A 13,303-nucleotide genomic window follows, 5' to 3' on the forward strand; every position below is an offset into this window, starting at 1 on the left:
AAATTAATAATACACAAAAAATGAGATTAGAAGATTTTGACAACGATGAGGATAAAATTATCCAAGATCGTTTGAAGCAAAAAACGTGGAATGAAATCAGAACAAACGACAGCTGGGCGATTTTTAAAATCATGGCTGAATTTGTAAATGGATATGAAAGCATGGGACGTATTGGTCCGTGTGTATCGATTTTTGGATCTGCAAGAACAAAGCCGGATGATAAATATTATTTACTGGCAGAAAAAATTGCTTTTAAAATTAGTAAAGCGGGTTATGGTGTAATCACAGGAGGTGGTCCCGGAATAATGGAAGCTGGAAACAAAGGCGCGCATTTGGGCGGAGGAACTTCAGTTGGTCTGAATATCGAATTGCCTTTTGAGCAACACTTTAACCCTTATATTGATCACGACAAAAACCTTAATTTTGACTACTTTTTTGTTAGAAAGGTAATGTTTGTAAAATATTCTCAAGGTTTCGTAGTAATGCCTGGAGGTTTTGGAACTTTAGACGAAATGTTTGAAGCTATCACCTTAATACAAACTAAAAAAATTGGAAAATTCCCAATTATATTAGTTGGAGTTGAATTCTGGTCAGGATTAATCGAATGGGTAAAAACGGTACTTGTAGAAAAAATGCAAACAGTGAGCCCTGAAGATTTAAACTTATTCAAAATTGTAGATACTGAAGACGAAGTAGTAGATGTTCTGGACAAATTCTATAAGAAATACGATTTGAGTCCGAATTTCTAAACTTTTTCTTAACCACATAAGTAATGTAAGCACATTTGAGAAACAAGCTTAACAAAGATTAATTTATTATGAATTTACATCGCTTTTATGGTTAAAATTTATTACGAAATGCAAAAAAAATGAAGCTGTTTTCTTAAACAGCTTTTTTTTATACTATTTTTACAAAAGTCAAAAAAAAATCTACGCTCGTAAATTAAAGAAACAGCTAAAAAAATTTAAGCCAACTTGAGATCATTTTATAAAAGAATTTTCTTCGTTTTAGTTTTATTCAATTCAGTAAAACAATATGCGCAACATCAATCTAAGATGGAAGTGGCTGTAAACCTTGAACTAAAAACTTTAAATGTAAAACAGGATATTGTTTTTTACAATACTTCTAATGATACTTTAGATTCAATTGTTTTAAATGATTGGAATAATGCTTTTTCTAATAAAAACACGCCACTTGCCAGGCGATTTTCTGATGAATTTTATCGTGGTTTTCATCTGGCCAACGACCAAGAAAGAGGAAATACTACAATTCTGAATTTACTCGATGCAAATGACATGGCTTTTGAATGGGAAAGAACCGAGAGAAATCCTGACTTTATAGTGGTAAAACTAAAGCAAAAACTTCTCCCGAATCAAAAAGTTGAGCTTCATATTAGCTATATTTCTAAAGTTCCAAGCGATAAATTCACTCATTATGGTTTTGATCAAAATGGTGGAATGAACCTTAAAAACTGGTTTTTGAGTCCCGCCCGATATGAAAATCACACTTTTATAAAATACAATAATTTTAATCTGGATGATATTGTAAATGCTGCCAGTGCTTATGAAATTGCAATAAAAATTCCGAATACGTATTCGATTACAACCGATCTAAATTCGATTACTACAGATCTTACAAATCCACAATCGACTACCTATACTTTTTCCGGAACCAACAGAACTGATTTTAATTTATTTATCGAAAAGCAAAATAGTTTCAAAAGCTATGAGAATGGCTCCATTGAAATTCTTTCTAATCTAAAAAACAAAAAACTTAACGATATCCAAAAAGCGATTGTCATAAACAAGGTAGTCACTTTTGCAAACAACTTTATTGGCACCTATCCACATCAAAAAATCACCGTTTCTCAAACCGATTATGACCGAAATCCTTTTTACGGGTTAAATCAGTTACCGTCTTTTATAAGTCCGTTTTCAGATGAATTTATCTTCGAGATCACCTTCTTAAAGACTTATTTGAACAATTATCTCAAGAATAGCCTCCGTTTAGACTCCAGAAAAGACAACTGGATTCAGGATGGTATTCAGATCTATGCCATGATGAAATACATGGACGAAAACCATCTGGATCAAAAGATGCTTGGAAGTCTTTCGAACATGAGACTTTTTAAGAGTTACAATATTGCCAATCTGACTTTTAACGAGCAATACAGTTATTATTATATGTTGATGGCTCGTAAAAATCTCGATCAGCCACTTGGAGACCCAAAAAATACATTGATAAAATTCAACGAGCAGATTGCTAGTAAATATCGAGCGGGTTTAAGCTTAAGTTATTTAGACAACTATCTAAATCATGACATTGTCCCTAAAAGTGTTCAGGAGTTTTATGATTTAAATAAAAACCAACAAGTTAACAGATTTGATTTCGAAAAAATATTAACTCAAAACAGTCCTAAAAAAATCGATTGGTTTTTCAAAACCATTATTGATTCCCGTGATATTATTGATTACAAATTTTCGAATGTCACCAGAACCAAAGACAGCATACAATTTTCGATAAGAAACCGAACTGGCAACTTTGTCCCAATTCCGGTTTATGGAATTAAAAAAAACGAAGTTGTTTTCAAAAAATGGATCGAGCCTTCAAGTAACGACTCTATTTATCATTTTAACAGAAACAAAGCCGACAAAATAGTTCTGAATTATGACAATGAGGTTCCAGAATACAACTTAAGAAACAACTGGAAATCTCTAAAAAGTCTGGTGATCACCAACCGTCCAATAAAATTTAATTTCGCAAAAGATCTTGAAGATCCGTATTACAATCAAATTTTATATGTTCCAACGCTTACCTATAATTATTATGACGGTCTTACGCCCGGAATGCGTTTTCACAACAAAACCATTTTAGACAAACCGTTTACCTTCGACATTAATCCGGCTTATTCTATTAATGCCGGTACTATATCCGGTTCTTCTGCTTTTTCGCTAAATCATTATTATCGAAACAGTACGCTTTATAATGTTAGATATTCCATTAGCCAAAATTATTTTCATTACGCTCCGGATGCCACTTATTTCAGATTAAATCCGATGGTGCAACTTAGAATTCGTGAAGAAAATTTCAGAGACAACCGAAAACAACTTATCCTGGTTCGTCAGGTTATTGTAAATCGCGAAGCAAGTAAATACATTACTGATAATTCAAATCCGAATTATTCTGTTTTTAACGCTCGTTATATGAATACCAAAACAGAATTGGTCGATCATTTTAGTTTTATGACTGATGTTCAATTTTCAAGCGGATTCGGAAAACTGGCCGGAGAAATCGAATACAGAAGATTATTTGAAAATAATCGAAAGCTAAACTTACGTGTATATGCGGGAAGCTTCTTATACAACAGGACTGATTCTGATTATTTTAGTTTTGGATTAGACCGACCAACCGATTATATGTTTGATTATAATTTTTTAGGCCGTTCTGAAAGTACCGGAATTTTCAGCCAACAATACGTAATAGCCGAAGGTGGTTTTAAATCTAAAATAGAACCGCGATACGCAAATCAATGGATGGCGACGCTAAATGCAAGTTATTCGATTTGGAATTGGATTGAGGCTTACGGTGACATCGGTTTCATGCAAAACAAACATCAAACCACAGACTTTGCATATGATAGTGGAATCCGCTTAAATCTGGTTCCGGATTACTTCGAATTGTATTTTCCGATCTATTCTAATAATGGTTGGGAGGTTGCGCAAAAAAATTATGACGAAAAAATACGATTTGTTGTTACTTTTTCTCCCAAAACATTAGTCAATCTTTTTACCCGAAAATGGTTTTAATTGAATAAATTTTAAATAAAAACATAAATTATTACCACTTAAATCACAAATTCATTAAACATTCAATAAAAAAACCCTAGTGTTTTAGCAATTTAATTGTTAATAATTAAATTATATTTACTTTAATGAATTATGATTATTGATACTTTTTAAGTAATTTTGTCGCCTAACATGACCCATTCCAGATTATGATTAAAGAAAAAAACAATTCTACATTGACTTTCGAAGATTTCAAAACTGAGGTGTTAAACGATTACAAAATTGCTGTAACCAGCCGCGAATGTAGTCTTTTAGGGCGTAAAGAAGTATTGACAGGAAAGGCCAAATTCGGAATATTTGGTGACGGAAAAGAGGTTCCACAGCTTGCTATGGCCAAAGCTTTTAAAAACGGTGATTTCCGTTCCGGATACTATCGCGATCAAACCTTTATGATGGCTATTGGAGAATTAACTCCAAAACAATTTTTTGCCGGTTTATACGGTCATACTGATATAGATTTTGATCCAATGTCTGCGGGCAGGCAAATGGGTGGTCACTTTGTAACGCACAGTTTAAACGAAGACGGCTCTTGGAAAGATTTAACAAAACAAAAAAATTCAAGTTCAGATATATCTCCTACTGCAGGACAAATGCCAAGATTACTTGGTTTGGCACAAGCATCAAAAATTTACAGAAACGTTGACGGAATCACTGTCAAAGACAAATTCTCTGTTAATGGTAATGAAGTAGCCTGGGGAACAATTGGAAATGCAAGTACTTCTGAAGGTTTATTTTTTGAAACTATAAATGCTGCCGGAGTTTTACAAGTTCCGATGGTTATGAGTGTTTGGGATGATGAATACGGAATTTCGGTTCACGCAAGACATCAAACCACTAAAGAAAATATCTCTGAGATCTTAAAAGGATACCAACGTGATGAAGATGCAAAAGGATATGAAATTTTCAGAGTAAAAGGCTGGGATTATGCCGAATTGGTTTCGACATATGAAAGAGCCGCAGCAATTGCACGTGAAGAACATGTACCGGTTTTAATTCACGTAAATGAATTAACACAACCTCAAGGACACTCTACTTCAGGATCACACGAGCGTTACAAAAACGCCGAAAGACTGGCATGGGAAAGAGATTTCGATTGTATTCGTCAAATGCGTTTATGGATGATTGCTGTCAATGTTGCTTCTCCTGAAGAATTAGCTGAAATTGATTTTGAAATTAAAAAAGAAATCCTTGACGCTAAAAAAGATGCTTGGAATTCTTTTATTAATCCAATTATTGAAGATCAAAAAAATCTTTTGGTTTTATTGGAACAAATTTCAAGTGCCAGTATCAATCATAAAGATAAAATTCAGAAATACATCTCTGAATTAAGTGCTATAAAATCTCCTTTGAAAAAGGAAATGCTGGTAATCGCCAGAAAAATTCTGCGTTTTATTGAGATTCCAAACAGTAAAGTTTTATTATCTGACTGGATTACCAATTATATCAAAACCACACAAGTAAAATTCAGCAGTAATTTACATTCTGATTCTGCCGAAAATGTATTTTCAGTACAGAAAGTACTTCCTGAATATGATGAGAATTCAAAAGCGGACTTAGATGGCCGAATGATTCTTCGTGATAACTTCGATGCTATATTCAGTAAATATCCGGAAACATTGATCTTTGGTGAAGATGTTGGAAACATTGGTGACGTAAACCAAGGTTTAGAAGGTATGCAGGAAAAATACGGTGAACTTCGTGTTGCCGATGTTGGTATCAGAGAAGCAACCATTATTGGTCAGGGAATTGGAATGGCCTTAAGAGGTTTACGTCCGATTGCTGAGATTCAATATTTAGATTACTTATTGTACGCTATTCAGATCATGAGTGATGATTTAGCAACTTTACAATACAGAACGGTTGGAAAACAAAAAGCTCCATTAATTATCAGAACTCGTGGACACCGTTTAGAAGGTATCTGGCACTCTGGTTCTCCGATGGGAATGATTATCAACGCAATTCGTGGAATTCACGTTTTGGTTCCAAGAAACATGACTCAGGCAGCCGGTTTCTATAACGCTCTTTTAGAATGTGACGAACCTGCTTTAGTGATCGAATGTTTAAACGGATACCGTTTAAAAGAAAAAACACCACTTAATTTTGGAGAATTCAAAACACCAATCGGAGTAGTTGAAACTCTGAAAGAAGGGGCTGATATTACTTTAGTTTCTTACGGATCTACCTTGAGATTGGTAGAGCAAGCAGCAATTGAATTATTAGAATTAGGTATTGATTGTGAAGTAATTGATATCCAGTCTTTACTTCCGTTTGATATTAATAAAGATATTGTAAAAAGTATTGCCAAAACAAATCGTCTTTTAGTAATCGATGAAGATGTTCCGGGTGGTGCTTCAGCATTTATTTTACAGCAAATTCTGGAAGAGCAGGATGCCTACAAATATCTGGACAGCAAACCACAGACTTTAGCTTCAAAAGCACACAGACCTGCTTACGGAACAGATGGGGATTATTTCTCTAAACCTTCTGCCGAAGATATTTTCGAAAAGGTATATACGATGATGAATGAAGTTAATCCTTCTAAATATCCTAACTTATACTAGGACCTATAATTAAAAAAATACCCGACAAGTTTTAAAAAACCAGTCGGGTATTTTTTTATCTTTTTCTGAGTATCTTACTCTCCTATCTACTGCTTACCAAAAGCTCAATCAGTCAAGAATAGACCAACTTTTTACCAGTAACTAAAAACGCATTTTTTTCTTCGCATTTTTTCCAATGAAAATATTACCTTATATTTTCAAATATTTTTCTGTTATTTAATGGCTGTAGGACACGGAAATTTTCTTTACTGTAATTTCCTTGATAGTTCTTAAATTGATCATTTGTCATTTCAATCTGGTTTTTAAACACAAACCAAGTTAAAGGGCCTTCATTTAAAGTAAAATCTAAATGAGGAGTTGTCAATGAACCACTGTAAGCAAAATATTTATTCGTATCAGCAGGCAATATCGTATTCAAATTTAACAGATTAGACAACGCATTAGTCCCTTTAAGTTTCGGAGAACCATCAAATAAAGTTTGAAGCGAAGTATTTGCTTTTCCGTTTTTAACAAGTACTCCTAAAACTGCGTAAGCACCTTTTGAAGATTTGTGAACAAAATGAATTTCCATTACACCATATTCTCCATTAATACTGTGTTCGCTATGATAATGAAAGTGAAATTGCTGCAGTTCATATTTATTCCCCTTAATGGTTATAAAATTATCTGTTTTATCTGCCTGTGATAAATTTACTTTTAAATTATCTTCTGTATTCTCTATATTGCTTAAAGTTATTGCGCCATAATGAATAACAGGATCTAATGTACTTATCTTCTCGGTAAAAGATGCATTTATATTAATGGGAGTTTGTCCATCGATATTAGTTGTACCTAATGGCTTATCCTGATTTACTAAACTCTCCGGAAACTCTTTAACAGAATTCTCCGAATGATCGTCACTCTTGCTGCAAGAAACAAAAGTAATTGTTACTAATAAAAGTAAGGCTGTTTTTTTCATATCTAAATATTTGTATTTATTTGACACGAAAAAAAACAAAATGCTTCATTAAGCTTAACAAAAATATACAACTGTTTATATCTAATTAACAGCTGTTTTTATGTTTTTTATATTTCTATTCTTTAAGTTTTTAAATTTCAAAAAGATTATGAGAGATATTCTTAAGATTGAGGAGGCAAAACTGAAGAGGTACAGAATTGCAGAAGTTAGTAAAAGCAGAAAAAGTCTTGCGATTCTTCTACTTTACCTTCTGAATATTTATTGCTGTATAATAGAATGAGTATCACACTCAAAACTACATTTTCAGCTTTCCTTATTTTTAATTTAGTTTCTTACAACAAAAAACTATTTGGCACTCAAAATAGCTCTGGCTTTTTCTAAATCTTCGGCTGTATCGATTCCGATTCCCACATGAGTCGTCTCTACCATTTTGATTCGTTTTCCGAATTCCAGATAACGGAGTTGTTCTAGTTTCTCAGAAGCTTCTAAAGATTTCATTGGCAGATTATAAAAATCCAACAGAGCCTGCTTTCTAAACGCATAAATTCCGATATGCTGAAAATAACGAACACCAACATCTTTATCTCTTGGATACGGAATCACAGAACGCGAAAAATACAAGGCAAATTGCGATTGATCTACCACCACTTTTACATTATTCGGGTTATTGATCTCTTCCTCATCTGTAATTTCACGCATTAATGAAGCCAAATCAACTTTACGATCGGGATCATTTTTAAAAGCATTTAAAACCTGCTCTAAAGGCCCTGCTTCCGTAAAAGGCTCATCCCCCTGCACATTCACCACAATATCTACATCCAGATTAGCTACCGCTTCTGCAATTCGGTCGCTTCCTGATTCGTGTTCTTTGATGCTCATAATGGCTTTCCCACCGTTAGAAACAATTTCATCAAAGATCAAATCCGAATCGGTCACCACAAAAACATCTTCAAATAATTGAGTGGCAACTGCGGCTTCATAAGTTCTTAAAATAACGGTTTTACCTCCCAAATCCTGCATTAGTTTGGCTGGAAATCGTGTAGAAGCGTAACGTGCCGGAATAACTGCTATTATTTTCATTTTTGATCTTGTAATTAGGTTGAAATCTCAAAAACAAATATACCTATTCGACAGCAGGTTTTAAAAATATATTTATAACATATTGTTCAAAAAAATATAACAAATCCCTTAAACCACTATCGTTTAATATTTTACAAAACATTCTTTCGTGTGCAAAAAATAATTATTTTTATGCAAAAAAAAATTATGTCACAAACATTCCGTTTTCTTTTATTTTCTTTCTTCCTGATTACCAGTAGTGTTTTTTCACAAAAAACAAATTCATCAATCTTAAATTCATTTTCAGATCGTGTCTTTAAAGGCGAAGGCTATCAGCCCATTGGTGATCTCAAATGGAAATTTAAAACGAAAGGCAAAATTTTCTCTTCTCCAATTACAAAAAACGGAACTGTATACATCGGTAGTGAAGATGGCTATTTTTATGCGCTTGATGAAAAAACCGGAAAAGAAAAATGGAAGTTTAAAACCAATGGCGCTGTTCATAGTTCACCAAGTATTTATGAAAACACGCTATACTTTGGAAGTTTTGACGGTTATTATTATGCCGTAAATCTAACGACCGGAAAACAACTTTGGAAATTTAAAACAGGAGGTGAACATTGGTACCAGGAAGCGGGAATCTTGGGTTTGAAACCACACGATATACTAATGGATGAATTATGGGATTTTTATTTGTCATCTCCGGTTGTCTACAGAAACAATAAATCAATTCTGGTTATATTCGGAAGCAGCGACGGAAATGTTTATGCTGTTGATGCCAAAAAAGGAAATTTAACTTGGAAATTCAAAACCAATGCTGCTGTTCACAGTACGCCGGTTATAAACAAAAACACTTTATATATTGGGAGTTGGGACGCTGATTTGTATGCCCTAAATTGTGATACCGGAAAAGAAAAATGGAAATTCGAAACACAAAAAAAAGTAGGTTTCAAAGGCATCCAATCTTCTGTTGCTGTTGCCAATGGCATGGTTTATCTTAGTGCCAGAGACCCTTACATTTTTGCTGTCGATGCCGAAACCGGAAAATTAGAATGGAAATATGACGCGGAGAACTCCTGGATATTAAGTACGGCTGTGATTCTAAACAACATTCTTTACGTAGGAACGTCTGACACCTATGCTTTACTGGCTTTAGACTCAAAAACAGGAAAAGAATTATCACGTTTTGATACTAGCGGATATGTGTATGGAACACCTGCAATAGCGGGCAACACGGCCTATTTCGGGGATTTCACGGGGAATTTCTTTTCGCTTAACCTACTTTCTTCCGGAAAAGAATTCAACTCTATAAGTACCGAGAGCAGAAAAGAAAACGCTGCCAAAATTTTAAAAGACGATAAATTAGATGCTGTGTATGCCGCTAAGGGTGCCGATTTATCTCTTTACAGCGAAAACAAAAAAGTAATGGATGAATTTTACAAACTTGGCTCCATCGTTTCATCACCGTTTATCAGCAATAAAACCGTTTACTTTGGCAGTGCTGATGGTTATTTATATGCGTATCATTTACAGAAAAGTAAATAAATTTTAAATAATTATAATTATTGACCTGACAGGTTTTAAAAACCTGTCAGGTATGATTTTGAAAAATAAATTAAACTATTCTACAAAACTTTCGTCTTTAAAACCAATTAAATAGAGCTTATTTTTAGCACGTGTCATAGCAGTATACAACCATCTGATATAATCGCGATCGATTCCGTTTGGCAAATAGGGCTGCTCTATAAAAACCGTATCCCACTGCCCTCCTTGTGATTTGTGACAAGTAATGGCGTACGAGAATTTCACCTGTAAACCATTAAAATATTCGTTGTTTTTTACCTTTTGAAATTTCTTGTACTTGGTGGTTTCTTCCTCATAATCTTTCATCACTTCTTCGTACAAACGATTTGAATCTTCATAGGTTAATGAAGGAGATTCACTTTTAATAGTATCCAAAATTAAAACGGTTTCAAAAGGTTTTTGATCCGGATAATCGACCATCCTAATTTTTACTTTCGCAAAATTGAATCCGTATAACTCTCGGATTCCAAAAAGCTCCAGTACTTCAATAATATCACCATTGGCAATAAACCCGGCTTCATCGGTTTCTTTGAGCCAGAAATAATTGTTCTTTACCACCATCAGGAAATCTCCAACCGAAAGTTCGCTTTCTTTAAACAAAATTCGGGTTCTAATCTGTTCATTGTACTGATTCGCCCTTTTATTGGAACGCACTATAAAAGCCGTATCCTCAATACTATAATTGCTGTACGCCGTATTGATAGCATCCTGAATATCGTAACCATCCGTAAGTCTGACGATATCTTTGAATTTTTTTACGTTGAATTTAAATTCGGTCAAAAATGATTCTTTTAATAATTCACGTAATTCGGTAGCATTGTATAAAATCCCTGAACTTTCTTCCTGACGCATTACTTCATCAAGTTCGATATGTTCAATTTCTTTGTCGTAATGAGCACCCAAAGTATGTATATCAAGCGCAGGACTAATATCTAAGTTTACCGGAGGCAATTGAGCGGTATCTCCAAGAAGAATCATTTTACAATTGGTCCCCGAATATACATAAGAGATTAAATCGTCTAATAACGATCCATTATCATACAATTTCGAATCCGAATTGCTGTCTGAGATCATCGAGGCCTCATCGACAATAAAAATAGTATTTTTATGCTTGTTGATTTGTTTGGTGAATGCTACTCCCCCACCTGAAGCCTTTTTAGGAAAATAGATTTTTTTATGAATCGTGAAAGCAGGTGTATTCGAATAATTTGCAATAACCTTTGCCGCACGCCCGGTTGGCGCCAATAAAACATATTTTTTATTGATATCTCCCAAGTTGTTTACAATCGTTGAGATCACGGTTGTCTTTCCTGTTCCGGCATATCCTTTTAATACAAAAATGGTATCATTGGCCGGTTCTGTTAGGAAAATAGCGATTTTTTGAAAAAATATATCTTGTTTATAAGTTGGAGCAAACGGAAATCTTTTTTGCAAAACACCGTAAAACTGTGCTGAATTCATAGGAAAAATTTGAACTACAAAGTACGGTTTTTTTACCGTCAATGCCAATGTCTAAACTCGATTTCGGTCATAAAGTTTTCAAAAAGAGCAAAACAAAAAACAAGGCTTAATTAAAATATAACAAGGCCGTAACTTTAACAAAATGTTGTTTTTTGAAATTGCAATTATTATTGTTGCTTTTTAATTTGTAAGTTTGTCTTTTAATTAAATTCTTTCTTGACACTACAACTGGTAACGAATTGTAAATCAGATTATGCCATTTCAAAACACTAATATAACATCAAAAAAATACAAAAAACTTTCTATTCAGGTTTCTCTGAACGGATTTTCATTTTGTTGTTTTGATACGCTTAATAATACCATTACTTCGTTTAATGAAGTCGAATTTACGCCTACGCAAAAAGGATCCAAAATAGAAGAATTATATGGCGATGCTTTTAAGAAACACACGGAACTAAAAGACGCCTATGATGATATTGTGGTGATACACAACAACAATCTTTCTACTTTTGTGCCTACTGCTTTGTTTGACGAAAATTATCTGGGTAGTTATTTACAATACAACACCAAGGTTTTTGAAACTGATTTTTTTACCTATGATCAGATTTCAAATTACGAGATGAATACCATTTATATCCCGTATGTCAACATCAATAACTTTTTGATCGATCAGATTGGTTCTTTTGATTACAAACATTCGAACAGCATTCTAATCGAAAAAATACTGGAAGCTTCTAAAAATAACGATGATAAAAAAATGATCGTTAATTTTAATCCCGATCACTTTGAACTGATCGTGGTACAAAACCAGAGATTACTACTATTCAATTCTTTCGAGTATCAGACTCCGGAAGATTTTATATACTATTTGCTTTTTACAGCAGAACAATTGAGCTTAAATCCCGAAAGTTTTCACCTTGAATTATTAGGAACGATAACTAAAAATGATCCTTTTTATACCATTGCGTATAAATACATTCGTAATGTTGCCTTTTTAGATGTAAGCACATTACAAGAGAGAAACAGCTTTTCTACCACTCAGAATCAAAAACATTATATTCTATTTCAATCATGAGAATCATATCAGGAAAATACAAAGGACGCCGCATTTTTCCACCAAAAAACCTTCCGGTAAGACCTACAACTGACATGAGTAAAGAAGCATTATTTAATGTTTTAAACAATCATTTTAGTTTTGAGGGCTTAAAGGTGCTGGATTTATTTTCAGGAACGGGCAATATTAGTTTCGAGTTCGCTTCACGCGGAAGTGCTCCAATTACCTCTGTTGACGGAGATTTTGGTTGTGTAAAATTCATCAAACAAGTTTCATCGGAATACGATTTTGAGATTGCAGCAACAAAAAGTGATGTTTTTAAATTCCTTGAAAACTGCAAAACCTCTTACGATATTATTTTTGCTGATCCCCCTTACGGTTTAGATCAGGCTACTTTTGAAAAAATAGTACTAACGGTTTTCGAAAGAGATTTACTTCACGACGACGGAATGATGATTATTGAACATTCTAAGTATACCAAATTAGAGCATTTGAGCAATTTCTCTTTTCAGAAAAGTTACGGAGGTTCTTTTTTCACCTTCTTCGAATTGAATTCTACGGATGATGACGAAGAACTCGTTGATGATTCCTCCAATAAAATTACAGAAGAAGACGAAGGATAGTCGAGAACAAAACATTTGATTTTTGTTTTTTGCATTTTACATTTTACAAGAGAAATTCAAGCTCATTTTAGTTTCATAAGCCTTCGACTTCGCTCAGGGTGACACTCGTGGGATAATTTAATTTTGAGTAAGTACGACAACAAAAGAATTGATCGTTG

The 13,303-nt window shown here is 33.8% G+C and carries 9 protein-coding genes; 6 read left to right on the forward strand and 3 right to left on the reverse strand.

Annotated features, from left to right (window positions below):
* Positions 1-20 precede the first annotated feature (20 nt).
* The 3 genes from ACHRV5_RS17635 (at position 21) to ACHRV5_RS17645 (ending at position 6,406) form a co-directional block, all read left to right on the forward strand.
* Positions 21-749 (forward strand): TIGR00730 family Rossman fold protein, encoded by a 729-nt coding sequence (locus tag ACHRV5_RS17635; RefSeq protein WP_047779031.1) that lies wholly within the window; start codon positions 21-23, stop codon positions 747-749.
* A 306-nt stretch (positions 750-1,055) separates the two neighbouring features.
* The gene (locus ACHRV5_RS17640) at positions 1,056-3,806 is read left to right on the forward strand and encodes an aminopeptidase (protein WP_395427659.1); all 2,751 of its coding nucleotides are present in this window, start codon (positions 1,056-1,058) and stop codon (positions 3,804-3,806) included.
* Positions 3,807-3,994: 188 nt separating this feature from the next.
* Positions 3,995-6,406, forward strand: coding sequence for a thiamine pyrophosphate-dependent enzyme (locus tag ACHRV5_RS17645; RefSeq protein ID WP_047779029.1), 2,412 nt, complete (start codon positions 3,995-3,997; stop codon positions 6,404-6,406).
* Between the two features lie 184 nt (positions 6,407-6,590).
* On the opposite strand, the gene ACHRV5_RS17650 is transcribed toward ACHRV5_RS17645, so the two are convergent.
* Both ACHRV5_RS17650 and kdsB read right to left on the reverse strand, forming a co-directional pair.
* The gene (locus ACHRV5_RS17650) at positions 6,591-7,364 is read right to left on the reverse strand and encodes a carbonic anhydrase family protein (protein WP_395427640.1); all 774 of its coding nucleotides are present in this window, start codon (positions 7,362-7,364) and stop codon (positions 6,591-6,593) included.
* A 345-nt stretch (positions 7,365-7,709) separates the two neighbouring features.
* Positions 7,710-8,444, reverse strand: coding sequence for a 3-deoxy-manno-octulosonate cytidylyltransferase (gene kdsB, locus ACHRV5_RS17655; RefSeq protein ID WP_395427641.1), 735 nt, complete (start codon positions 8,442-8,444; stop codon positions 7,710-7,712).
* 171 nt (positions 8,445-8,615) lie between these two features.
* On the opposite strand from kdsB, the gene ACHRV5_RS17660 reads away from it, so the two are divergent.
* Positions 8,616-9,968, forward strand: coding sequence for a PQQ-binding-like beta-propeller repeat protein (locus tag ACHRV5_RS17660; protein WP_395427642.1), 1,353 nt, complete (start codon positions 8,616-8,618; stop codon positions 9,966-9,968).
* A gap of 75 nt (positions 9,969-10,043) precedes the next feature.
* Here ACHRV5_RS17660 and ACHRV5_RS17665 read toward each other — a convergent pair whose 3' ends face one another.
* The gene (locus ACHRV5_RS17665; RefSeq protein ID WP_230002400.1) at positions 10,044-11,468 is read right to left on the reverse strand and encodes an ATP-dependent RecD-like DNA helicase; all 1,425 of its coding nucleotides are present in this window, start codon (positions 11,466-11,468) and stop codon (positions 10,044-10,046) included.
* A 253-nt stretch (positions 11,469-11,721) separates the two neighbouring features.
* On the opposite strand from ACHRV5_RS17665, the gene ACHRV5_RS17670 reads away from it, so the two are divergent.
* Both ACHRV5_RS17670 and ACHRV5_RS17675 read left to right on the forward strand, forming a co-directional pair.
* Positions 11,722-12,543, forward strand: a complete 822-nt coding sequence (locus ACHRV5_RS17670; RefSeq protein WP_047779024.1) for a DUF3822 family protein — start codon at positions 11,722-11,724, stop codon at positions 12,541-12,543.
* Positions 12,540-13,145, forward strand: a complete 606-nt coding sequence (locus ACHRV5_RS17675; protein ID WP_230002401.1) for an RsmD family RNA methyltransferase — start codon at positions 12,540-12,542, stop codon at positions 13,143-13,145. Before ACHRV5_RS17670 ends, ACHRV5_RS17675 begins: the two co-directional genes overlap by 4 nt.
* Positions 13,146-13,303: the final 158 nt, after the last annotated feature.

It is taken from the genome of Flavobacterium sp. FlaQc-52 (assembly GCF_044007495.1).
GTDB classification, from domain to species: domain Bacteria; phylum Bacteroidota; class Bacteroidia; order Flavobacteriales; family Flavobacteriaceae; genus Flavobacterium; species Flavobacterium cupriresistens.